Source organism: Amycolatopsis rhabdoformis (assembly GCF_035918295.1).
GTDB classification, from domain to species: Bacteria; Actinomycetota; Actinomycetes; order Mycobacteriales; family Pseudonocardiaceae; genus Amycolatopsis; species Amycolatopsis rhabdoformis.
Genome location: NZ_CP142149.1, coordinates 5,128,257 through 5,151,687, shown reverse-complemented (window position 1 = coordinate 5,151,687; position 23,431 = coordinate 5,128,257). Strand labels below are relative to the sequence as shown.

Below are 23,431 nucleotides of genomic sequence, written 5' to 3'. Positions count from 1 at the left end.
AGCTTCTTCGACTCGTTCTGCTGTCCGAGCCGGCGCAGCAGACCGCCTCGCGACGACTCACCTCGACCGGGCTCAGGCGAAAAAGTCCGCGAGCCGCTCGATTTCCCGCGGAATGTGCACCTCGCCAGGAAGCACTTCGTGGCGCGCCTCCGGATAGACGGCGCGCAGTCCGGCCACGCTGCGGGCGTATTCCGGAGCGGTGCGTCCACCTTCGAGCAACGTCACCGGCACGCGCGCGCCGGCCCAGTACTCGGCCGGCACCTTCAGCGCGGTCGCCGACTCGAGGTCGGCGATGAGGCCGGGGGCGAGCCGCGTGAGCTTGGCGATCGTGGCCCCGGCAAGGCCTTCGTCGCGGTGCTCCGGTGATCCGCTCAGCTTCAGAGCGAGCCGCACCGCGTCCTCAGGCCGGTCCTCCGCGACGGCTTTCCGGCAGCCCGCCAGCATCGGCTCGAGGACCGCGCCGAGCGTCGCCATCGGGGGCTCGTAGAGCACCGTCTCCGCGATCCGCTCGCCGGCGGCGCGCGCGGCGGCCAAGGTCACCAGTCCGCCGAAGGAATGTCCGAACACCGTGGCGGGTTCGTCCAGTTCTCCCAGCACCGCAACGAGATCCTCGGCCTGCCGGTCGAACGTGACCGGTGCCGGCCCCACCTCACTGCGCCCGTAACCCCGGCGCTCGACCAGTGCGACCTGGTAGCGGTCGGCGAGGACCCGCACCAGCGGCCGATACAGCTCCAGTGGCGCGAGCACACCCGGCACGATCACCAACGGCCGCCCGCGACCCTCCACCGCGAAGTGGATTTTCGTCCCGTCGGGGGAAACCACCAACCCGTCACGCACCGCGGCTCACTCCTTCGCCTGCCCGTCGTCGCGATGATCTTCCCACTGATCACGCCCGGCGGCGCCGAATCGGCGGTACGAAAAGGGGCCGGACCCGTGGAGGTCCAGCCCGGTTCTCTGTCGGGATGACCGGGGTCGAGACCAACCGTAGAGGGGAGCGTCGGTAGCTCGGCTCGGGAGCTCTTCGGGGTCCACCGCGGCACCGTGGGGCGGAGGCTGAGGGGCAGCGGACACCAAGCCGCCAGGGCCTTCACTCGGACGACGTACCGGCGGTGGTCGAACTCTACGGGCTGGGTTGGACGTATGGGTGGCCAAGGCTGAGCGCGACGGTCGCAGGCGTCGCAACTTCCCAAGGTTCGAGGCAACCTGATAACGTCGAGCCGGGTAAATCAGCCTAACGAAAGAAGGACCACACCGGCTGCAACGGTGTGGTCCTTCTTTCGTTAGGCGTTCGACTACCTACTTGTGTGGCAGTGCGAGCAGGTTGTTGGTCCACACGCCGTCGGCGTGGGTCTGCAGGTACTTCGACCCATGGGCCGGCTTGCGGACGGCGACATCAGCCCGGTTGCCGTGAGCGTCCTCGGTGTACGCCTTGCCGTTCTTGTTCTCGATCCAGTCGACGATGCCGGCGCGCGTGTTGTTGCCGGTGCTTCCGTCGCCGGGATTGGTCCACCAGAGGTGGCTGATGTGTTCGTGGCCCTGGCCACCGGAGAGGCGGATTGCCGTGATGCGGATAGTCATAGTGTCAGTGCTCCTTCCGGACGCCCTTGTAGGGCGTCTTCTTGCCGCTCATGAACTGGCCGCCTTCGCCACGTTTGGTCCAGAGGCGGGTGAGGGGATTGCAGGTCTGGCTCCGGCGGCGAACTGCACCCACCCGGGAGCCGCGCCCCGTGTTCGTGGCCATACTGGCCTCCTAGATCAACTTGATCGAGATGTTGCAGTACTGCAACACCGTGTCGGTTGAGACGGTAACACACGTTGTTGCAGTACCGACACACCTATGTCAGGCTGCAACTCTGAGGTGACGGAAGGTAGTAATGAGTGGACGTATTGACACCAGGCGGCTGTACAACGCGCTCGACGGCCAGCGACAAGCACGCAACCAGTCATGGCGGCAAGTAGCGACTGAGGCAGGAGTCAGCCCCTCGCTGCTCAGCCGTATGCGTAACGAACACCGTCCCGATCTCGACGGATTCGTTGCGCTCGTCCAGTGGCTGGGGTTACCGGCTGAAAGCTTCATGGTCGAGCAAGGTCAGGAGGAGGTTACGCCAGAACCCGAGTTTGAGGCCCAGTTCGCGCCGCTTCTCCGGGCGAGAAGTGACTTTAACGAGGCTGAGCAGGAGTACTTGATGGACATCGTGAGCGCGACGATGAAGAAGATCAGAGCGGACCGCCGGGAGAGGTAAGTGGTGCTGCAGCACGGCTTTAAGGCGAAGGCTAAGCGGCTGGCCCTTGAAGTACGCAAGGAACTCAACCTCGGCCCTAACGATGAGATCGACCCATATGCTCTTGCGAAGCTGTATGGTGTTGATGTATGCACTCTGGCGGAGTCGGGCCTTCCTGTGGGGGCGGTTAGCTACTTCACAACAGTGGGTAGTGCGAAGTTTTCAGCCGCCCTAGTGCCGATTGAGACCGGCTGCTACGTGGTTGAAAATCATACGCACAACCAGTTTCGACGTCGCTCGACGATGGCCCATGAGATGGCACATGTGCTCCTGGAGCACGAGTTCAATCTTCTGATTACGGATGATAAAGGTTGCCGCTCGTCGTATTCGGTTGCCGAAGAGGAGGCAGCCGAATTCTCAGGTGAGCTGCTCATCCCCTGGGAGGGTGCCAGATGGGCCGCCTTTAAGCGATGGTCCGACGATGAGGTCGCAAAGCATTTCAATGTCAGTATTGAGATGGCTAGGTGGCGGATGAACAGTACTGGTGTCAGGCGGTTCGCAGAGCGTGCCCGAAAGCGTTACCGGTAGATGATTGCGGGCTAACCTGCGTCAAAAATACTCATGGTGCCGGCACGGTGGTGCTATGACTGACGCGCGAGCGGGCGATTGTCCTATCCATGAGCGGCTGCTTGACCTGTATCTAACTCGTATAACCAGGGGTGAGAAAACACGCTCCGGGTCGGTTGTCGGAGGGTTACTCGAATCGCGTATTGATGTATATGTGCTGCCAGCGTGGTGTCGAGGCAATCTTGCTCCTTGATGAGGCCGGATGTGCCGAAGAAGTCTCCGGAATTAGGTGGTGATTATGGGGCGTATCGTTGCACCCAAGTAGCTCGCAGCTGAGAGCAAACGCATTAACGACACGCTTATTCACTGGCATGCTCGGGATTCTGAACGATGCCAGGATGCCGTCACTGGCGCAGGCTGAACCTCGGCGGCCCCAGCGGAGATTGCTGCCGTCATCGTGGGTATTAAGCCTCATGGTCGAGACCAAATCGGGTCTAATTCCTTCACTTTGCTCAACGCATGACCATGTACGGTGATGTGCATACGCTTGCGAGGCTACTTTGCCGAATGTGCGCGGGTTCACCCCGGCGATCAGTCGGGGATCTGGGCCGCACTCCCGCGCCACTCGCTCGATCCGCTCGGAGATCCTCGTCTGCTTCGGTCAGTCCGGCAGGTCGGCCCCAGTTAGCCTCGTAGGCGAGCTTCGGCTCAGGGATGTGCTTGTCGATCTGGCCGATCCGACACAGGGGGACGAAACGGTCGTTCTACTCGCGGGTCAACTTCGTGTCTGCTCTGGATAGCGGCTGCCACATCTCGTAGCCTGCGGCCGCGCTCTGGCCTTCCCTGTCGGACGTCTCGCCCCACGGCGCGATGCAGCCGGGCTTCGGTTCGCCGAATGTAGTGCTTCTTGAGGTCTGCTATACAGGCTTCGCGGAAGATGTAGCCGGTGTTTCGCAGCTCTATTCCGATAACTTGGCGCTAGAGGTCCTTAGGGTCTGGTCGCAAAGCGTGAGACGGTGGCACGCCACTCTATGCGCCGCTTGGCTACGCCAACTGTCGCACGAGCCGAGCAGGTGGTGCGGGAGTCGGGCCGCCGCTGGACGATCCTGCGGCCCAACTGGCTGATGCAGAACTTCGACGAGGACGACGCGGTGTACGCCCGCGCGATCCGCGACGAGGACGAGCTCTACGCGGGAAGCGGAAGCCACCGCGCGGGTTTCGTCGACACGCGCGACGTCGCCGACGCGGCCGTCGCGGTCCTGACGACCGACGGCCACCACGGCCACGGCTACGACCTGACCGGCCCGCAGTCCCTGACGTTCGCGGAAGTCGCCGAAATGCTCTCCGGCGCGTCAGGGCGGGCCATCCGCCACGTCGACGCCGACCTCGGGACGCACCGGGCGCACTTCGCCCGCTCGGGCCGTCCGGACGCGTGGGTCGACCACATGATGGAGCTCTTCGCCTTCGTGCGCGCCGATGTCTTCGACGACGTCACCGACGACGTGCGCCGGCTGACCGGCCACGCTCCCCGCTCGCTGGATTCCTACGCGCGGGAGGTCTTCGCACCGACGTCTCCCGCGTCCTCGATCGCCTGATCAGTGCGGGTTCGGCCGACCTCGATGCGGCCGCGAACCCTGGGAGGGGACCAAAAAGGGCTGAACCCGAAGGTCCAGCCCATCTGGTCGGGATGACAGGATTTGAACCTGCGACCCTTCGCTCCCAAAGCGAATGCGCTACCAAGCTGCGCCACATCCCGACACCCCGTGGAGGGGGTGTGCGACACCAGACTAGCCCTCACGCTAAGCTTGGCTCGCCCCCGGGTCCGATGGGTCCGCGCAGGGGGCGTTGCGGGTGTAGCTCAATGGTAGAGCCCTAGTCTTCCAAACTAGCTACGCGGGTTCGATTCCCGTCACCCGCTCCATTTTCTCCCACTGCCCTGAGCTGCGAGGACGACGCCGCGTCGGCCTCGAGGCGGGTGGCGATCACATCCAGGAGCAGGTCGGTGTCCACCGGCTTGGTGATGTAGTCGTCGGCGCCGGAGGCGAGGGTGCGTTCGCGGTCCTCGGCGGTGGCCTTGGCTGTGACGGCGATCACCGGCAGGTCCTCGTGGGCCGCTTCCGCGCGGATGGCGGCGATGGTGGCGTTGCCGTCGAGCTCCGGCATCATCACGTCCATCAGCACCAGTGCCGTGTCCTCGTGGCGTTCGAGCGCGCGGATGCCCGCGACACCCGTGTCGGCGTAGATCACTTCCAGGCCGGCCTGTTCGAGCACCGCGGCGAGGGCGAACACGTTGCGCAGGTCGTCGTCGACGATCAGCACCTTCTCGCCGTCGAAGCGCTTCGGGGCGCTGTCCGGCTCGGTCACGGTGATGGTGCTCGGCAGCACCGGCAGCTTCGGCTGCGGCCGCACCGGCACGGCGGGCGCGATGAGGTTCGCCGCGCCCACGGGCAGGTACAGCGTGAACGTGCTGCCCTTGCCGGGTTCGCTGTGCACGCGCAGCTCGCCGCCGATGAGTTCCGTGAGCTGCTGGCTGATCGACAGGCCGAGGCCGGTGCCGCCGTACTTGCGGCTGGTGGTGCCGTCGGCCTGGCGGAACGCGTCGAAGATGATCGCCAGCTTCTCCTCGGGGATGCCGATGCCGGTGTCCTCCACGCCGAACGCGATGATCCCCGCCGCCGACTGCAGCGCCTCCTGCTCGACCTCTTCCGCCGACGCCATGCGGATGTGCAGCCGCACGCCGCCCTCGTCGGTGAACTTCGCGGCGTTGGACAGCAAGTTGCGCAGCACCTGCTGCAACCGGTGTTCGTCGGTGTGCACGCTGCCGGGCACAGGTGGGTCGATGAGGACCGCGAACTCCAGCCCCTTGTCCGACGTGAGCGGGCGGCACAGGGATTCGACGTAGTTCACGAGCTCGGGCAGCGTGACGTCGGACATCTGCAGGTCCATGCGCCCGGCCTCGACCTTCGCGAGGTCGAGGATGTCGTTGATCAGCTGCTGCAGGTCGCTGCCCGCCGCCCAGATCGTCTTGGCGAACTGGATCTGCTTCTCCGTGAGGTTGCCTTCCGGGTTCTCCGACAGCAGCTTCGCGAGGATCAGCGCGCTGTTGAGCGGAGTTCGCAGCTCGTGGGACATGTTCGCCATGAACTCGGTCTTGTACTGAGACGCCACGGTGAGCTGCCCGGCGCGCTCTTCCAGCTCCTGGCGCGCCTGCTCGATCTCGATGTTCTTGACCTCGATGTCGCGGTTCTGCTGGGCCAGCAGCGCCGCCTTCTCGGCCAGCTCGGTGTTGGAGCGCCGCAGCTCGCCCTGCTGCGCCTGCAGCTGTTCCGAGCGCGCCCGCAGTTCCTGCGCCAGCCGCTGCGATTCCGTGAGCAGCGCTTCGGTGCGGGAGTTCGACAGGATCGTGTTCACGTTCACGCCGATGGTGTGGCGCAGCTGCTCCAGCAGGTCCAGGTGCACGGCGGAGAACTCGTTGACCGAAGCCAGTTCCAGCACGCCGAGCACCTCGCCCTGGAACAGCACGGGCAGCACGATCACGTTCACCGGCGGTGCCGCGCCGAGGCCCGAGGACACCAGCGCGTACTCCGGCGGCGCCTCGCGCACGAGGATCGTCTGCCGGTCCACGGCGGCCTGGCCGATCAGCGACTCGCCGAGCGTGAACCGCAGCCCGGCGCGCGACTGCGCCAGCCCGTAGGCCGCGATGCAGTCGAGCACCTTGCGGCCGGGGTCGCTGCCGTCGTCGTGGGCCAGGAAGAACGCACCCTGCTGCGCGCTCACCAGCGGCGCCAGCTCCGAGAGGATCAGGGTGGCCACGGACGCGAGGTCGCGGTGGCCCTGCATCCGCCCGCCGAGGCGCGCGAGGTTGGTCTTGAGCCAGTCCTGCTCGCGGTTGGCCGAAGTCGTCGACTTCAGGTTCGCGATCATCTGGTTGATGTTGTCCTTGAGGTCCGCCAGCTCACCGGAGGCGTCCACGGTGATGTGGCGGGTCAGGTCACCCGCGGTCACGGCCGTGGCGACCTGGCCGATGGCGCGCACCTGGGTGGTGAGGTTGCCGGCCAACTGGTTCACGCTCTCGGTGAGCCGCTTCCACGTGCCGGACACGCCTTCGACCTCGGCCTGACCACCGAGCTTGCCCTCAGTGCCGACCTCGCGCGCGACACGCGTGACCTCCGAGGCGAACGCGGAGAGCTGGTCGACCATCGTGTTCATCGTGGTCTTGAGCTCCAGGATCTCACCGCGCGCGTCGACGTCGATCTTGCGCGAGAGGTCCCCTCGCGCCACCGCCGTGGTCACCTGCGAGATGTTGCGCACCTGGCTGGTGAGGTTGTGCGCCATGAAGTTGACGTTCTCGGTCAGGTCCTTCCACGTGCCGGCCACCCCGGGCACGCGCGCCTGACCGCCGAGGATGCCTTCCGTGCCGACCTCGCGCGCCACACGCGTGACCTCGTCGGCGAACGCGCGCAGCGTCTCGACCATGCTGTTCAGCGTGGCCGCGAGCGCCGCGACCTCGCCGGCCGCGTCGATGGAGATCTTCTTCGACAGGTCGCCGTTGGCCACCGCGCTCGCCATGGTGGCGATGCTGCGCACCTGCTCGGTGAGGTTGTCGGCCATGCCGTTGACGTTGTCGGTGAGGTCCTTCCACGTGCCGGCCACGCCGGGCACGCGGGCCTGGCCGCCGAGCTTGCCCTCGGTACCGACCTCGCGCGACACGCGCGTGACCTCGTCGGCGAACGCGGAGAGCTGGTCGACCATCGTGTTGAGCGTGTTCTTCAGCTCCAGGATCTCGCCGCGGGCGTCGACGCTGATCTTCTGCGTGAGGTCGCCCTTCGCCACGGCCGAGGTCACCTGGGCGATGTTGCGCACCTGGTCGGTGAGGTTGTTGGCCATGAAGTTGACGTTGTCGGTGAGGTCCTTCCAGGTGCCCGCGACGCCCGGCACGGCCGCCTGACCGCCGAGCTTGCCCTCGGTACCGACCTCACGCGCCACGCGCGTGACTTCGTCGGCGAAGGCGGAGAGCTGGTCGACCATCGTGTTCAGCGTGGTCTTGAGCTCCAGGATCTCGCCCCGCGCGTCCACCGCGATCTTCTTGGTCAGGTCGCCGCGCGCGACGGCCGTGGCCACCTGCGCGATGTTGCGGACCTGCGCGGTGAGGTTGTTGGCCATGAAGTTCACGGACCCGGTGAGGTCTCGCCAGATGCCGGCGACGCCGGGCACCTGCGCCTGGCCGCCCAGCATGCCCTCGGTGCCGACTTCGCGGGCCACGCGCGTGACTTCGTCGGCGAAGGCGGAAAGCTGGTCGACCATCGTGTTCATCGTGGTCTTGAGCTCGAGGATCTCGCCCCGCGCGTCCACGGTGATCTTCTGCGTGAGGTCGCCCTTCGCCACGGCGGTGGTCACGTGGGAGATGTTGCGGACCTGGTCGGTGAGGTTGTCGGCCATCTGGTTCACCGAGTCGGTGAGGCCGCGCCAGGTGCCGGCCGCGCCGGGGACCTCCGCCTGGCCGCCGAGGCGCCCGTCGCTGCCGACCTCGCGGGCCACGCGGGTGACCTCGTCGGCGAACGAGGACAGCTGGTCCACCATCGTGTTGAGCGTGGTCTTGAGCTGCAGGATCTCGCCGCGGGCGTCGACGTCGATCTTCTTGGTCAGGTCGCCGGCGGCCACGGCCGTGGCGACCTGCGAGATGTTGCGGACCTGGTCGGTGAGGTTGTCGGCCATGAGGTTCACCGAGTCGGTGAGGTCACGCCACGTGCCGGCGACGCCGGGCACGCGGGCCTGACCGCCGAGGCGGCCCTCGCTGCCGACCTCGCGCGACACGCGCGTGACCTCGTCGGCGAAGGCGGAGAGCTGGTCGACCATGGTGTTGATGGTGTTCTTGAGCTCGAGGATCTCGCCCCGGGCGTCCACGTTGATCTTCTGCGTGAGGTCGCCGCGCGCCACGGCCGTGGTGACCTGCGCGATGTTGCGGACCTGCTCGGTGAGGTTGTCGGCGAGGAAGTTCACGGAGTCGGTGAGGTCGCGCCAGGTGCCGGCGACGCCGGGGACCTCGGCCTGACCGCCGAGGCGGCCCTCGCCGGCGATCTCGCGCGACAGGCGGATCACTTCGGCGGCGAAGCGCGAAAGCTGCGCGAGCAGGCCGTTCACCGTCTTCGCGAGGTCGGCGTACTGGCCCTGCAGCGGCCGGCCGTCGAGCTGCAGCGCCATCGGCTGCGACAGATCACCGGCGGCGACGGCGCCGAGCACGCGGTCGAGCTCCACCACGGGCTTGCTCACGTCCTCGATCAGCCCGTTGACCGTCTCCACGGCGGTGGTCCAACCACCCGGGCCGATCTCCGCGCGTACGCGCTCGGAGAGCCGGCCTTCCTGCCCCACGGCGCCGCGCACGCGCATGAGTTCGGTCACGAGCCGCTGGTTGCGCTCGGCGATGTCGTTGAACGCGCCCGCGAGCTGTGCGGCGATCCCGTCGCCACTCGCCACGAGCCGCCGGCGGAAGTTGCCTTCGCCGAGGTCACGGACGGCGGCCAGGAGCCGCTCCAGCGCGGCCGCCTCACCGGCGGCGATGCCGTTGCCGCCGGTGATCTCGTCCCGCTCGGAACCGGTTGTCATGTCTGCCGACCCTCTCCACCACGCGTGTGCCAGCCATGGTCGTCGACCCAGCGTGCCATGGTTCGCCCTACACTTCGAGCCAGTCCGCCCGCTCGCGCTGTGCCAACCTTGTACTGACAGATTGTCGGTCGACCCGGAGGCAGGAGGTTCGTGCATGGTGTCACGGCCCGCTCCGGCGTCGGCCCTGCCACCCGGCGCCGAGCTGCCCGAGTACGGGGGTTTCTGGCGTTCGGTGCTCGAGGACGTGCGCGACCCGGTGTTCGTGCAGGACCCCGCCGGCGCTGTGCGCTGGGCCAACGCGGCTGCGCGCACGCTGTCGGCCGAAGGTCGGCCCGTGCTCGCCACGGTGACGGAGACCACCGGCCGCATCGATCTCGGTGAGGTGCGTCGCGCGGCGCACGTGCGCGCGCTGCCCGAAGGCTGGCGCGTGTGGACCGTCGTCGACGAGAGTCCCCGTCGCCCGGAAGAGTTCCTCGCCGAGGCCGGTCCGAAACTCGCCGCGGCCCGCGGGCGCCACGGCACGGCACGCATGATCGCCGAGCTGGCCGCTTCGGCGCTGGGCGACTGCGTGTTCGTGCTGCTGCCCACCACCCGCGGTCGCTGGGAGTGGTGGAGCTGCGAGGACCACGGCGCGCCCGGCCACGGCCGCATCCGGCGGGTGCCGGCGCAGCACGCGCCGGCCGTGGCCGAGACGTTCGCCGCCATCGGCCCGCCCGAGGTGCGCGTGGTGCCGCCCGCCGAGGTGGCCACGATGCCGCCGGTGGTGGCGGACCGCTTCGACGGCCACGCCGAGGTTTCCGCGGTGTCGCTGGGTGTCGACGAGAGTGGCGTGACCGGTGCGGTGCTGATCGGCCGGCGGTCCGAGCCGGCTTTCGGGGCCGGGCAGCCGCGCGCGATCGAGGCGTTCGCGACGGCCGCGGGCATGGCGCTGGCCAACGCGCAACGCTATGCCCGGCAGGAAGAAGCCACGCGGGGCCTGGAAACCACGCTCAAGCCCACGCCGCCCGCCGAGGTCGACGGCGCCGGTTTCGAGCTCTGGTACGAGCCGGCCGGCGGTGTGCTCGGCGTCGGCGGCGATTTCTACGACGTGCTCGCGCGCGACGACGGCAGCGCGTTCGTGGTCGTCGGCGACATCTGCGGCAAGGGCGCCGAGGCGGCCGCGTTGACCGGCCGGGTGCGGCACTCGCTCGCCGCGCTGCAACTCGTGGAACGCGACGGCCGTACATTGCTGCGGCTGCTCAACGAACTGCTCATCGCCGGCGGCTCCAACCGCTTCGCCACGCTCGTGCTCGGGTCAGTCACGCCGACGGACTCGGGCCTCGACGTCACGCTCGCGTCGGGCGGACACCCCGCGCCGCTCGTGCTGCGGCGCGACGGCGGGGTCGAGGAGGTGAGCGTGCCGGGCACGCTCGTCGGCATCTCGCCGCAGGCGCGCTTCGCGGAGGCGACGGTGCACCTGGCCGAGGGCGACGTCTGCCTGCTCTACACCGACGGCGTCACGGAAGCCCGCAACCGCACCGAATCCGCCGAGCTGTTCGGCGACGAGCGCTTCTACGCGGTGCTCGCCGACTGCGTCGGCCTGCCCGCGCACCGGGTCGTGGCGAAGCTGCGCGAGGCCGTGCGTGCGTGGCTGGGCAATTCGGGCCACGACGACATCGCCGTGCTGGCGATCGAGGCGGCGCCGCGCGCCGATTGAGCGGTCGTTCGCTGGGGTAGCCGGTGCTTCTGGCACCGGATGCGAAAGGATTCCCATGGCGAACTCACTCTCCGGCCGCAGGGTCGCGATCCTGGCGGCCGACGGCGTCGAGCAGGTGGAGCTGGAAGAGCCGCGCAAGGCGGTGACGGCCGAGGGCGCGACGGTGGACCTCGTGTCGCTCGCCGACGGCGAGATCCAGGCGATGAACGGCGACATCGACAAGGGCGCGACGTTCCCGGTCGACCGCCTGGTGGCCGACGTCTCGGCCGACGACTACGACGCCCTCCTCCTGCCGGGCGGCACCATGAACCCGGACAACCTCCGCCGCGACCCCACGGCCGTGCGCTTCGCGGGCGACTTCGTCCGCGCGGGCAAACCCGTCGGCGTCATCTGTCACGGCCCGTGGACGCTCGTGGAGGCCGACGTGGTGCGCGGCCGCACGCTCACGTCATTCCCCAGCGTCCGTACGGACATCCGCAACGCCGGCGGCACCGTGGTCGACGAGGAGGTGGTGGTGGACCGCGGCCTCGTGTCCAGCCGCAACCCGGACGACCTGCCGGCCTTCTGCGCGAAGGTGATCGAGGAATTCGCCGAGGGACGCCACCCGGTCGGCTGAGCCTGGCCGCCGCGCCGGGCAAAGCAGTGGCGCACTTCCGATCCACGGGGGACCCTGGTCTTCGACGGGTTTCGCGCGGACCGGAGGAGGTGACGCGGTGACAGTGCATTCGAGACGGTACGGCCGATGGTGCCGGGAACACTTCGACACGCCTGCTTCCGCTTCTTCCGGGGAGGCCGGGGGCGCTGAGGTCGGTCCTCCGGAGGCCGCGGGGGCGCCGCCGGTGCCTGCTCCGCCACCTTCGCCGCCGGCACCACCGTCGCCGAGGCAGCCGAAGGGCTGAGGTCGGGCCGGGTTCGTCGGCAGGGACGACTTCGCCCGCCTGACCGTCGATTCTCCGACGGTCAGGCGGGTTTTCGGCGGCCTGGCCGAAGAATCGCGGACGCGGGCAGGCTCGCAGTCTCGATTGTTCGGCGGGGCTGTACCGGTCTGGCTCTTCCGGCCGTTGCTTCGGCATGGTGGTCTGCCGAGGGCCGGCACGCGAGAAGTACGAGGGCCCGCCGGCTCGGTCGGCCATCGACAGTGTGCCGGTCGGGTTGTTCGGGGCGTTGCCTCGGCGTGGCGGGCAACCTCAATCGGGGCCGCACGTCCTGCGGATCATGAAACCCACCCGGTGCGCCGCTGTCGTCGCGGCCGCACTCGCCGTGCTGGCCCTTGTCCCCGTGTCCGCCACCGCGTCGACCGCTTCCGCCGCCGTCGACGTCCCGGCCGGTTTCGCGCCCGCGTCCACGAGCTGGACCGGGCCGCAGCACGGGTTCGTGCTCGGTTACACCGACTGCGGCGAGCCGGGCTGGTGCCCGGTGCTGCTCGAGACGACCGACGGCGGCGCGCACTGGCGGAAGCTGGGCGCGCCGCCGATGTCGTTGCCGGACAACCACAATCACGTGCGGCTGGTCGCCGCGAGCGCGCAGCACCTGTACGTGACCGACGGTTCGCGCATCCTCGCGACCCGCGACGGCGGCCGGCACTGGTTCACGGTGCTGGTGGCCGGTGGTGGGCAGCGGTACGTGTCGGCGCTGGCCGAGACGGGCGGGCGGATCTTCGCCGTGGTCACGAGCAATTCCTACGGCAACACCACGTCCGTGTACTCGGGGCTGGCGGGGGCGCCGGTGCTGGCGCCGTTGCCGGGGTTCGAGGTCACCGGCGGCATCACGTACGGCGATCTGGCCACCGGGGGAGGGCTGCAGATCGCGCTGGGCGCCGACTACCGCACCGAGGAGTACTGGACTTCGCGCGACGGCGTGGTGTTCACGCCCGCTTCGCCGCCGTGCCCGTCGGGGACCACGGCGTCACTGGGCGGGGTGCGGGCGGGGCAGGTGGTCGCGTTGTGCAGCAGCAGCCCGGGTTCGCCGCAGCCGGGCTCGTCGTCGCGGCGGATGTGGCGCGCGCCGGAGCTGGGCGGCACGTTCAGCGGCACGGCCGACGCGCCGGCCGTCGGCATCACGCAGGGCTTCGGCGCGGCGACGGCCGACGCCGCCACCGTGGCGGCCGAGGGCGGCGGCGACGGGTTCCTGCACCACACCACCGACGGTGGCCGCACGTGGACCACCACCGTGCTGTCCGAGCGGGGCGTGGGGCTGTCGGATCTGGCCTTTGTGGGCGACGGCGTGGGCGTGGTCGTCGACGGCCTGCCGGACGCCGACAGCGGCTCCGCTGTGTATCGGAGCGCCGACAGCGGAGCGACCTGGGTAGAACTCTCGTTCTCCTAGGCGTTGGTGCAGGTGGGGCCGGCTGTGGGGCACGGGTTCTCTTGGTGAACGCGGTGTCGTACGCTGTGCACTGTCCGTGGCGTGAAGGGGGCAGGCGTGGTTTCGGGGACCTCGACGCGCTTCGACCACGACCGGCCCAGTCTGGCCCGCCTGTCCGACGCGCTGCTCGGCGGCTGCGACCACTACGAAGCCGACCGCGTGATGCTGCAACGCCTGCTCGCCATCGCTCCCGGCGCACAGACCATGGCGCGCGAACACCGCGACTGGCTCATGCGCGCGGTCCGCCACCTCGCCGCCGACCGCGGCGTCGACCAGTTCCTCGACCTCGGCTCCGGCATGCCCACCGCCGAGAACACGCACGAGGTCGCGCAGCGCTACAACCCGGACGCCCGCGTCGTCTACGTCGACAACGACCCGGTCGTCCAGGTCCACGGCCGCGCCGTGCTGGAGACCAACGACCGCACCCACGTGAGCGGCGCCGACCTCACCGACCCCGGCGCCACCCTGGGCGACCCGATCGTCTACCGCCACCTCGACTTCGACCGCCCGATGGCCCTGCTGCTCTGCTCGATCGTCCACCACATCGACAGCCTGGACCGCGCGCGCTTCATCGTGAGCAGCTACGCCGACCAACTGGCCCCCGGCTCGTTCCTCCTGCTCACCCACCACCACGCACCCCCCGCCGACCCTCCTCGCCAGGCCCTGGCCCACCTCATCGACTCGACCTTCCAGGGCACCGGCCTCGGCACGGTGCACCGCTCCCGCGAGGAGATCGCCTCGTTCTTCACCGGCCTGGAACTCCTGGAACCCGGCCTCACGATGCTGCACGAGTGGTGGCCGGACGGCCCGCGGATGAAGCCGTTGGGGGATTTGAACTATCTGACGCTGGGTGGCGTGGCCAAGAAGCTGTAGTGGACGACCGGCCAGGCCTGGCCACGGACCTCCCGACCGCCGGCGCCCTCCACCTGGCCGAACCCGGCGCGCTCGGCCACTCGCTGCGAAGCGATGTTGTCGGCATGTGTCCAGAGGCGGATCTCGGCGCCCGGCCAAGCAGCGCTCACCCGGCGGCACAGCTCGGTGAGCGCGCGGCCCGCCACGCCGCGACCTCGCGCGGCGGCTGCCACCCAGTAACTGACCTCGACCACGGCGCCGGTGCGCTGCGCCGCGAGGTTGGCGAGCCGTTCGCCCGATCCGGTGGCCACGGCGACGAAGCCCAGGGCGTTCTCGTTCCGCCGCAACGCCTCCAGCGCGCGCCGGAACTCCGCGACGGTCAGCGCGGCCCGCTCGGTGGTGAACCGCAGGATGTCCGGGTCCCGCACCTGCGCGACGTACCAGGCCGCATCGTCGCGCGACCAGTCCCGAAGTTCGATCTCCATGTCCGCACCGTAGAACCTCGAGGCGCGAAGGCCGCCCGTGATCACGTTACGATTCCCCGATGGCAAGCGGTCCGGCTGAGCGCGCGCGCCTGCTCGCGTTGACGCGGGAGCTCATCCTCGAGCGCGGCGTGATCGGCCTGTCCCTCAGCGAGGTGGCTCGGAGCATCGGCTCGAACAACCGCATGCTGCTCTACCACTTCGGCTCCCTCGACGCCCTGCTCGCCGCCGCGGTGGACGAGATCGTGGGGGGTACGGAGCTGCTCGACCGGCTCGCCGGGCTGCTCAACGAGCCGGGCCGGGTGGTCGACCGGCTGGGCGCCGCGTGGGCGCATCTCGCGGAGCCGGCGCGGCGGCCGCACTTGAGGGTGTTCTTCGCGCGCTTCGGGATGGCCGTCGACCAGCCCGAGCGCGACGCCGAGTTCCTGCGCCAGGTCCGCGAGCGCTGGACGGCCGTGGTCGCCGACGCCTTGCGTGAGGACGTCCGGAATCCCGACGACACCGCGGTGGCCGTGGTCGCGTTGTGGCGGGGGTTGCAGGTGCAGCTGATCTGCGGCGAGGACGAGGATCGGCTGGCCGCCGTGCACTCGGCCGCCGTCACCGGCCTCTGTGGTTCACTAGAGAAGTGAACTGATCGATTCAGTTCTTGACTGAACCACAAGGGGAGCCGCACCATGCTCGACGCGTTCGTCGCGACGCTGCCCAAAGCCGAGCTCCACGTGCACCTGGAGGGCACGCTCGAGCCGGAGCTGCTGTTCGCGCTGGCCTCCCGCAACCAGGTCACCCTGCCCTGGCCGGACGTCGACCACGCCCGCGCCGCGTACACCTTCACCGGCCTCGAGCACTTCCTGCCGCTGCTCTTCCGCGCGGCCTCGGTGCTGCGCCGCGGCCAGGACTTCTACGACCTCGCCCACGCCTACCTCACCCGCGCGGCCGCCGACGGCGTGCGGCGCAGCGAGATGTTCCTTGGTGTACAGACGTTCCTCGACGCCGGCGTGCCGATCGCCGAGCAGGTCGACAGCGTGCTGGCCGCCATCGCCGACGCCCGGACCGACCTCGGCATCGACGGCGCGCTGATCATCACCTCCCAGCGCCACCGCCCGCAGGCCGCCGCGCTGGAGGTGCTGGAGCTGATCGAGCCGTGGCGCGAGCGGATCCTCGGCATCGGGCTCGGTGCGGCCGAGCGGAACAACCCGCCGGCCAAGTTCGCCGGCTACTACGCGGCTGCGCGCGCCCGCGGCCACCGCACCACGATCCACGCCGGTGAGGACGGTCCGGCCGAGTACGTCCGCGAAGCCCTGGACGTGTGCCGGCCCGACCGCATCGACCACGGCGTCGCCGCGGCCGCCGATCCGGCCCTGCTGGCGCGGTTGCGGGACGAGGCGGTGCCGCTCACCGTGTGCCCACTGTCCAATGTGGCCTTGCGTGTGGTGCCGTCGATGGCCGAGCACCCGCTGCGGGCGATGGCCGAGGCCGGCCTGCTCGTCACGGTCAACTCCGACGACCCGCCCTACCTCGGCGGTTACGTCAACGACAACTACGAAGCCGTCCGAACCGGCCTCGGGTTGGACCGAAAAGCCCTCGCGGCGTTGGCACGCAACAGTTTCCGTGCATCCTTCGACGATCCACGGAGGATCGCCGCGCACCTCACCGCGGTCGACGAGCACGTGGCCGCGTTCCAGAAATAAACGGGCGGCTCCCCAGGATGGGAAGCCGCCCGTTGTCAGCGAAACGTCACGCCACGTCGAACGTGTCCGGGTCCGGGCCGGTGCGCAGGCCGCGGTCGAGGGATGACAGCGTGGCCACCTCGGCGTCGGTGAGCGTGAAGCCGAAGAGGTCGAAGTTCTCGGCCACGCGCGAGGGCGTGACGGACTTCGGGATCACCACGTTGCCCAGCTGCAGGTGCCAGCGCAGCACCACCTGGGCGGGCGTGCGGCCGTGGCGCGAAGCGATCTCCACGATGGCCGCCTCGCCGAGGAGGTCGCCACCCTTGGCGAGCGGGCTCCACGCCTCGGTGGCGATGCCGTGCTCGGCGTGGAACGCGCGCAGCTCCGCCTGCACGAGGTAGGGCGAGAGCTCGATCTGGTTCACGGCCGGCACGATGCTGCCCTCGTCCAGAACGCGGCGCAGGTGCGCCGGCTGGAAGTTGGACACGCCGATCGCGCGCACGCGACCGTCGGCGTAGAGCTTCTCCAGCGCCTTCCACGTGTCGAGGTACTTGTCGCGCGCGGGCAACGGCCAGTGGATCAGGTAGAGGTCGAGCCGCTCGAGACCGAGGTCGGTCATGCTGGAATCGAACGCGCGCAAGGTCTCGTCGTAGCCCTGCGAGCTGTTCCACAGCTTGGTGGTGATGAACAGCTCGTCGGCGGGAATGCCCGATTCGGCGAGCGCTTCCCCGACGGCCGCTTCATTGCCGTAGGCCGTGGCGGTGTCAATGCTGCGGTAACCGGCGTCGAGCGCGGTCTTCACCGCGGCCTTCGTCTCGGCGGGCGGCACCTGGAACACGCCGAACCCGAGCTGCGGCATCTCGACGCCGTTGTTCAACTTGGTCACGGGAACACTGGTCAACTCAGAAAACCCTTCTGTCCTCACGAAAACTCACGGAATGATCGCCGACGCGACCCCACCGTCGACGCGCAGCGCGCCTCCGGTGGTCGCGGCGGCCTGGTCGGAGGCGACGTAGGTGATGAGGTTCGCCACCTCCTGCGGCCGGATCAGGCGGCCCAGCAGGGAGGTCGGCCGGTCCTGGGCCATGAACCGCCGTTCGGCTTCGGCGAAGTCGACGTCCGGGTACAGCGTCCGCACGAACTCGCGCACGCCCTCGGTGAGCGTAGGTCCGGGCAGCACGCTGTTCACGGTGACGCCCGTGCCGGCCACCTCCTGTGCCATCCCGCGGGACAACGCCAGCTGGGCCGTCTTCGTCATACCGTAGTGGACCATCTCGGTCGGGGGCTGCACGGCGGATTCACTGCTCACGAAGATCACCCGGCCCCACCCGCGCCGCACCATCCGCGGCGCGTAGTGGCGGGTCAGGCGCACGCCGGAGAGCACGTTCACCTGGTAGAACCGCAGCCACTCCTCGTCGGGGATGTCGAACACCGGGCTCGGAGCGAACACGCCCGCGTTGTTCACGAGCACGTCCACGTCGGGCAGCTGCGCGATCAGCTCGGCGACGCCCTCGGCCGTGCCGACGTCCGCCGCGATCCCGCGCACGCCCAGGCGCTTGGCGACCTCGTCGACCCGGTCGGCGTTGCGGCCGTTCACCACCACGTCGGCGCCCGCCTCGGCCAGCGCGGCGGCCGTGGCCTCGCCGATGCCGGCCGTGGACCCCGTGACCAGGGCGGTGCGCCCGCTGAGGTCGATCTTCATCGGGTGGATACCCCTTCCTGCGTTCGCGAGTACAGTGACAGCAGACGATTACGAGCGTCAGCAATACTTGCACGCGCGGTTATTTGCACACGCTCGATAGTGCCTGGCGGAGGACCGGCCCGCAACCGCGGACGGTCACGAGAAGGGGTGAACCGTGTCACTGGCTGACGACGCCGTGGAGGCCCGGGCTCAGGGCTGGCGCACTCTGGCCGCGCTGCACGCGCGCATCGAAGACCGCCTCCAGCGCGCCCTCGAGCGCGACCACGAGCTCTCCGTGAGCGAGTACACGGTCCTCGATGTCCTCGCCCGCCAGGACGGTTTCCACCTGCGGATGAACCAGCTGGCCAACGCCGTGGTGCTGAGCCAGTCGGCCACCACGCGCCTGGTGACCCGGCTGGAGGACCGCGGGCTGCTGTCGCGCTACCTCTGCCCGACCGACCGCCGCGGCATCTACACCGAGGTGACCCTCGCCGGCCGCAAACTCCTGGACGAAGCCCGCCCGACCCACGACGCGGCGCTCACGGCGGCGTTGGCGGAGGCGGAGGAGCTGCCGGAGCTGGCGCCGTTGGTGGGTGCGTTGGGGTCGCTGGCTTTCGCGAAGTAGGTGCGCTGCCTCAGGCTGTGGTGCTGAGTGTGGCGGTTCGTCGGCGTGATGCGCGTTGTGGGTGGTGCCCGATGATGGGACGCGCGTTGTTCATGGGCGCGGCGGTGCTGCGCTGACGGACGTTGCCCGCCTGGCACGTCGGCGCTCTTCGGGTCTTCGGCTGTCCTGGCCGAAGAGGTGGCGGGGTGGCGTTCGTCGGCGCTGGTCGCTTGATCTCTTGAAGCAGTCCCACTGCCGGCTCAGCGGTGCTGAGTTCGGTGGCCGACCGGCGATCCGGCGTCGTCAGCCGGGCCGGGGCGTGCCGGCGCAGGGTCCGCTCGGTGGCGCGCCCGGCTCATCGGCTTTCCCAGGCGGCAACCTGCCCGCGCGGGGTGGTGCTGAGCCGATCGACCGCCTCCGGCGTGACGAGCCGGCACGATGCGGCTCGGCGCTCGTGCGGGTTCGAGAACCGCTGGGGTTGGCACTGTTCGTCGGCGCCGGGTTCGGTTGATCTCGTGAAGCCAGCTGCTGTGCCTGTGCCGAGGTCTGGGGTCGCTCGGTGGCGGCGCACCGAGCGCGCCCGTTGACGAAAATCTAGTCACCCACCGTCACCGAGACCGGTGCCGTCCGAGGACCTTCGGCCCTAGGCGGGCCGGGGGGACAGGGTGAGGCTGGACCGGGAAAACTCCCGGAAGCCGGGTGGCGAAATGACGGAAAACGCTCGTAGCGCGGAAGAACCCGCCGGTCTCCTGATGCGCCTCGGCCGCTGGTGTGCGGGGCACCCGTGGCCGGTGATCGTGATCTGGGTGCTGGTGCTGGCTGGCGCGACGGTGGCGAACAACCTCGTCGGCGGCACGTACAGTGACGACTTCAGCCTGCCCGACGCCGAATCCGGCCAGGGCAGCAGCGTGCTCGCGCAGCACGGCATCGTCGGCGGCTCGAACAGCGCGCGCCTCGTGTTCACCACCGACAGCGGTGCGTTGAGCAGCCAGAGCGCGGTCATCGAGCAGGCCGCGGCGCAGGTGCGGGCCGTGCCGCACGTCGTGTCGCTGTCCGATCCGCTGGCGCCGGGCACGACCGCGCCCGACGGAAAGGTCGCGTTCGCCAACATCCAGTTCGACGACAAGCCCGCCGCGCTCGGCAGTGACCTCATCGACGGCATCGACAAGGCCACCGATCCGGTGCGCGCCACCGGCGTACAAGTCGATTACAGCGGCGCGCTCGGCAAGGCCGCCGAACCCGGCAGCGGCGATCTGCGGTCGGAGTCGGTGGGCATCATCGTCGCGATCCTGGTGCTGCTGCTGGCTTTCGGCAGCGTGATCGCGGCCGGGCTGCCCATCGTCACGTCGGTGATCGGCGTGGCCACGGGTCTCGGGATCCTCGGGCTGCTGGCGGCCGCGATCAGCTTCGCCACCGCCTCGCCGACGTTGGCGATCATGATCGGTCTCGGCGTCGGCATCGACTACGCGCTGTTCCTCACCACGCGCTTCCGCCAGCACGTGCTCGACGGCGTCGAACCGATCACCGCGGCCGGGCGCACCGTGGCCACGAGCGGCCGCTCGGTGCTGATCGCGGCGTCGACCGTGGTCATCGCGCTGATGGGCCTGTTCACGGTCGGCGTCGGCTTCATCGGCAAGCTCGGCCTGGCGGCCGCGATCACGGTGATCGTGGCCGGCATCGCGGCCACCACGCTCGTGCCGGCGCTGCTCGGCCTGTCCGGACGCCGGATCGACCGCTGGCACGTGCGCAAGCCCGTGGCCGAGCAGTCGGCCGACGGCAAGGAAAGCGCGTGGCACCGCTACGCCGTGCGCATCGACCACCACCCGTGGCGCTACCTCGGCGGCGGCGTGCTCGTGGCCGCGGTGCTCGCGATTCCCGCGTTCTCCATGCAGCTCGGCCACATCGACGAAGGCGCCGACCCCGCGGGCACCACCACCCGCGAGGCCTACGACGCCATCACCCGCGGCTTCGGCCCCGGCGCCAACGGCCAGTTCACCGTGGTCGTGGAATCGTCCGACACCGCGCTCGGCCAGAACGTGCAGCAGGCGCTCGCGAAAACCCCCGGCGTCGCCTCGGCCACGCCGATGAACCCGAGCCAGGACCGCGCGCTGCTGCTGTCCACCGTCACCCCCACCACCGGCCCGCAGGACGCCGCCACCGACGAACTCCTCGCCACCCTGCGCACGCAGACCCTGCCGCCCGTGCTCGCCGGGGCGACCAGCTACGTCACCGGCATGACGGCCGGCCAGCTCGACTTCCGCGACATCGTGGCCGCCCGCCTGCCCACGATCATCGGCGTGGTGGTGGCGGCCGCGTTCGTGTTGCTGCTGCTGTCGTTCCGCAGCCCGGTGCTGGCGTTGAAGGCCGCGCTGCTCAACCTGCTGTCCATCGCGGCTTCGTACGGCGTGATCGTCGCAGTGTTCCAGTGGGGCTGGGGCGGCTCGCTGCTCGGCGTGCACGAGAAGGTGCCGATCGAGTCGTACGTGCCGATGATCATGTTCGCCATCGTGTTCGGCCTCTCGATGGACTACGAGGTCTTCCTCCTCTCCCGCGTGCACGAGGCCTGGCTGCGCACGCGCGACAACCACGCCAGCGTCGCCGACGGCCTCGCCGTGACCGCCCGCGTGATCTCCTCGGCGGCCGTGATCATGGTGTGCGTGTTCTTCGCGTTCCTGGCCTCGCCGAACGTGGTGATCAAGATCCTCGCCCTCGGCCTCGGGGTGAGCGTGCTGATCGACGCGACCATCATCCGGCTCATCATCGTGCCCGCCGCGATGTTCCTGCTGGGGCGCAGCAGCTGGTGGCTGCCGCCGTGGCTGGACCGGATCCTGCCGCACCTGGAGCCGGAACCGGAGGACGTGCCCTCACCGCGTTCCCCGGCCCCGTCCACTTAGGAGCTACGGCCTGAGGCGGTGCAGATCGCGCGGGAACAACGTGGTGCCGCGCACGTTGGGCACCTCCAGGACCCGCGCGACCCACCGCTCCAGCCCGATGGCGAACCCGCCGTGGGGCGGCATGCCGTGGGCGAAGGCGTCGAGGTAGTCGCGGTAGAGGTGCGCCTCTTCGTTGAGGACGGCTTCGTAGTCGGCGTGGCGGTGGAGCCGCTGGCCGCCCGTGACGAGCTCCAGGCCCCGGAAGAGCAGGTCGAAACTGCGCGACAGGTGCGGCCGGGCCGGGTCGGGGTGGGTGTAGAAGGGGCGCTTGGTCATGGGGTAGCCGGTGACGAAGAGGAAGTCCGAGCCGTGCTCGTGCTGTGCCCATTCCCCGAGGCGGCGTTCGTCTTCGGGGGAGAGGTCGGGTTCGTTGCTGTGGAGCAGTTCTTGCGCCTCGGGGTAGTCGATCGCGGGGATCTGCTGGGGGACTTGGGGCGCTTCTTCTTGTAGTGCGGCGGCCATCGCCGCGATCACGTCCCTGAGGAGCGCCATCACGTCCCGGTGGTCCTCGATGAACCCGAGTTCGACGTCGAGGCTCGTGTACTGCGCCAGGTGCCGCGCCGTGTCGTGCTTCTCGGCCCGGAACACGGGCCCGACCTCGTACACGCGCTCGAACACGCCGACGAGCGTCTGCTTGAAGAACTGCGGCGATTGGGCGAGGTAGGCGGGTTTGCCGAAGTAGTCGAGCTGGAAGACGTTGGCGCCGGATTCGGTGCTGGTGGCCACGATCTTGGGCGTGTGGACTTCGGTGAAGCCCCGCTGGTCGAGCACTTGGCGGAAGGCTCGGACGCTTCTGGCCGCGATCTCGTGCCTGCGCTTGAGCTCCGGGTGCCGGAGCGCGGCGGCGGCGTTGTCGAGGATCGTGGGGAGCGCGGCGGGGATGGTGGGGCGGTAGAGGTCGAAGGGTGGGGTTTTTGTTGGTGCGGCGAGGATTGTGATGGTGGGGTTGAGGATCTCGACGCCACCGGGTGCTTGGGGGTTGGCGATGACGGGGCCGGTGATTTCGAGGACTGTTTCTTCGGTGAGGTGGGAGATTTCGGGATGGGTGGGGGAGTTGTCCACACCCGAGTCGAGTTGTGGATAACTGGGGCCCATTTCCGCTTGGCCACCGTTTTTGTCGGGGGTGGCCGATAGAATGGGACTGGGGACGCCCCCCGAGGAGGGCGGGGCTGTGCCCGGTGTGTGGTGAGGGGTGGCACTCAACACCACCTGCGCCAACCCAGACCGGTCCCTCACCACCAAAAACGTCACGGACTTCAACGTCCGCCGGCGATGCAGCCAGCCGGCGATGGTTACCGTCGTGCCCACCAGGGCGGGCAAGTCGACGGCCAGAGTGCGAGATGACATTCGGGTCTCCCGAGAACGAAGGACCCCTTGGGGGTGCGGGCGAGAAGGGAACTCGCGGTACCACCGCACCTTCGCCGCTGGAAGCCCGGCAACGTGCGTCGGGCAAGAGCAAGCCAGCAGCCTCAAAAACGCCGGCCCGATATCGGAGGCCAAACCGGCAGGGCATTTCCTCCCCACTGCTCAGGAGTGTCTTCGCGGCGGGGGCGCAACACCGCCTCTCAGCGAACGGCGGTTCTCTGTGGGTCGCGACTCCCCGCGCTACTTGGTTCCGTCAGCGCGTCGGGGACGAGCCTAAGCAGAGAGCCGCAGCCGAGTCATCTGAATAAAAACGACTTTCGAAGTGCCCGCGATCAAGGGTCCGATCCAACGAATTCCCCAGCGCCGACCCACCCCGCTCACCCGACCGGACCAAC

18 protein-coding genes, 2 tRNA genes and 1 pseudogene are annotated in these 23,431 nt (G+C 69.2%); 12 read left to right on the top strand and 9 right to left on the bottom strand.

Annotation, left to right across the window (positions count from 1 at the left end):
• Positions 1-72: 72 nt before the first annotated feature.
• Together VSH64_RS23515 and VSH64_RS23510 are read right to left on the bottom strand one after the other, a co-directional pair.
• Positions 73-837, bottom strand: coding sequence for an alpha/beta fold hydrolase (locus VSH64_RS23515; protein WP_326837810.1), 765 nt, complete (start codon positions 835-837; stop codon positions 73-75).
• Between the two features lie 459 nt (positions 838-1,296).
• The gene (locus VSH64_RS23510; RefSeq protein ID WP_326837809.1) at positions 1,297-1,578 is read right to left on the bottom strand and encodes a DUF3892 domain-containing protein; all 282 of its coding nucleotides are present in this window, start codon (positions 1,576-1,578) and stop codon (positions 1,297-1,299) included.
• A 296-nt stretch (positions 1,579-1,874) separates the two neighbouring features.
• Here VSH64_RS23510 and VSH64_RS23505 point away from each other — a divergent pair, with 296 nt between their 5' ends.
• The 3 genes from VSH64_RS23505 (at position 1,875) to VSH64_RS23495 (ending at position 4,384) form a co-directional block, all read left to right on the top strand.
• On the top strand, positions 1,875-2,243 hold the full coding sequence (locus VSH64_RS23505) for a helix-turn-helix transcriptional regulator (protein WP_326837808.1): 369 nt from the start codon (positions 1,875-1,877) through the stop codon (positions 2,241-2,243).
• Complete coding sequence (locus VSH64_RS23500) at positions 2,244-2,810, top strand: ImmA/IrrE family metallo-endopeptidase (RefSeq protein WP_326837807.1); 567 nt, start codon at positions 2,244-2,246, stop codon at positions 2,808-2,810.
• 1,019 nt (positions 2,811-3,829) lie between these two features.
• Positions 3,830-4,384, top strand: a complete 555-nt coding sequence (locus tag VSH64_RS23495) for an NAD(P)H-binding protein (RefSeq protein WP_326837806.1) — start codon at positions 3,830-3,832, stop codon at positions 4,382-4,384.
• Positions 4,385-4,468: 84 nt separating this feature from the next.
• Here VSH64_RS23495 and VSH64_RS23490 read toward each other — a convergent pair.
• Positions 4,469-4,545 (bottom strand) — tRNA-Pro (locus tag VSH64_RS23490).
• 91 nt (positions 4,546-4,636) lie between these two features.
• Here VSH64_RS23490 and VSH64_RS23485 point away from each other — a divergent pair.
• Positions 4,637-4,710 (top strand) — tRNA-Gly (locus tag VSH64_RS23485).
• On the opposite strand, the gene VSH64_RS23480 is transcribed toward VSH64_RS23485, so the two are convergent.
• A complete protein-coding gene (locus VSH64_RS23480; RefSeq protein WP_326838014.1) occupies positions 4,662-9,392 on the bottom strand; it encodes a HAMP domain-containing protein in 4,731 nt (1,576 codons plus the stop codon). The two genes, VSH64_RS23485 and VSH64_RS23480, sit on opposite strands and share 49 nt — an antisense overlap.
• A 154-nt stretch (positions 9,393-9,546) precedes the next feature.
• On the opposite strand from VSH64_RS23480, the gene VSH64_RS23475 reads away from it, so the two are divergent.
• The 4 genes from VSH64_RS23475 (at position 9,547) to VSH64_RS23460 (ending at position 14,325) form a co-directional block, all read left to right on the top strand.
• Positions 9,547-11,088, top strand: coding sequence for a SpoIIE family protein phosphatase (locus VSH64_RS23475; protein ID WP_326837804.1), 1,542 nt, complete (start codon positions 9,547-9,549; stop codon positions 11,086-11,088).
• A 55-nt stretch (positions 11,089-11,143) separates the two neighbouring features.
• Positions 11,144-11,704 carry a type 1 glutamine amidotransferase domain-containing protein gene (locus VSH64_RS23470; protein WP_326837803.1) on the top strand — a complete coding sequence of 187 codons (561 nt, stop codon included), beginning with the start codon at positions 11,144-11,146 and terminating at the stop codon, positions 11,702-11,704.
• Positions 11,705-12,303: 599 nt separating this feature from the next.
• Positions 12,304-13,413 carry a WD40/YVTN/BNR-like repeat-containing protein gene (locus tag VSH64_RS23465; protein ID WP_326837802.1) on the top strand — a complete coding sequence of 370 codons (1,110 nt, stop codon included), beginning with the start codon at positions 12,304-12,306 and terminating at the stop codon, positions 13,411-13,413.
• A gap of 96 nt (positions 13,414-13,509) precedes the next feature.
• Positions 13,510-14,325, top strand: coding sequence for an SAM-dependent methyltransferase (locus VSH64_RS23460; protein WP_326837801.1), 816 nt, complete (start codon positions 13,510-13,512; stop codon positions 14,323-14,325).
• Here the strand turns inward: VSH64_RS23460 and VSH64_RS23455 are convergent.
• Positions 14,289-14,789, bottom strand: coding sequence for a GNAT family N-acetyltransferase (locus tag VSH64_RS23455; protein WP_326837800.1), 501 nt, complete (start codon positions 14,787-14,789; stop codon positions 14,289-14,291). The two genes, VSH64_RS23460 and VSH64_RS23455, sit on opposite strands and share 37 nt — an antisense overlap.
• Before the next feature lie 59 nt (positions 14,790-14,848).
• Between VSH64_RS23455 and VSH64_RS23450 the strand changes: the two genes are divergently transcribed.
• Positions 14,849-15,415 (top strand): TetR/AcrR family transcriptional regulator, encoded by a 567-nt coding sequence (locus VSH64_RS23450; RefSeq protein WP_326837799.1) that lies wholly within the window; start codon positions 14,849-14,851, stop codon positions 15,413-15,415.
• Between the two features lie 45 nt (positions 15,416-15,460).
• Positions 15,461-16,474, top strand: a complete 1,014-nt coding sequence (gene add / locus VSH64_RS23445; RefSeq protein WP_326837798.1) for an adenosine deaminase — start codon at positions 15,461-15,463, stop codon at positions 16,472-16,474.
• A 46-nt stretch (positions 16,475-16,520) separates the two neighbouring features.
• Here add and VSH64_RS23440 read toward each other — a convergent pair whose 3' ends face one another.
• Together VSH64_RS23440 and VSH64_RS23435 are read right to left on the bottom strand one after the other, a co-directional pair.
• Positions 16,521-17,354, bottom strand: coding sequence for an aldo/keto reductase (locus VSH64_RS23440; RefSeq protein ID WP_326837797.1), 834 nt, complete (start codon positions 17,352-17,354; stop codon positions 16,521-16,523).
• Positions 17,355-17,384: 30 nt separating this feature from the next.
• Positions 17,385-18,155: an SDR family NAD(P)-dependent oxidoreductase gene (locus VSH64_RS23435; protein ID WP_326837796.1), complete on the bottom strand. Its 771-nt coding sequence runs from the start codon at positions 18,153-18,155 to the stop codon at positions 17,385-17,387.
• 154 nt (positions 18,156-18,309) lie between these two features.
• Between VSH64_RS23435 and VSH64_RS23430 the strand changes: the two genes are divergently transcribed.
• Positions 18,310-18,759 carry a MarR family winged helix-turn-helix transcriptional regulator gene (locus VSH64_RS23430; protein ID WP_326837795.1) on the top strand — a complete coding sequence of 150 codons (450 nt, stop codon included), beginning with the start codon at positions 18,310-18,312 and terminating at the stop codon, positions 18,757-18,759.
• Positions 18,760-19,445: 686 nt separating this feature from the next.
• Complete coding sequence (locus VSH64_RS23425; RefSeq protein WP_326837794.1) at positions 19,446-21,632, top strand: MMPL family transporter; 2,187 nt, start codon at positions 19,446-19,448, stop codon at positions 21,630-21,632.
• A 3-nt stretch (positions 21,633-21,635) separates the two neighbouring features.
• On the opposite strand, the gene aspS is transcribed toward VSH64_RS23425, so the two are convergent.
• Together aspS and VSH64_RS23415 are read right to left on the bottom strand one after the other, a co-directional pair.
• The gene (gene aspS / locus VSH64_RS23420; RefSeq protein WP_326838013.1) at positions 21,636-22,766 is read right to left on the bottom strand and encodes an aspartate--tRNA(Asn) ligase; all 1,131 of its coding nucleotides are present in this window, start codon (positions 22,764-22,766) and stop codon (positions 21,636-21,638) included.
• 114 nt (positions 22,767-22,880) lie between these two features.
• A pseudogene (locus tag VSH64_RS23415) lies at positions 22,881-23,018 on the bottom strand (OB-fold nucleic acid binding domain-containing protein); the annotation flags it as partial.
• Between the last annotated feature and the right edge of the window lie 413 nt (positions 23,019-23,431).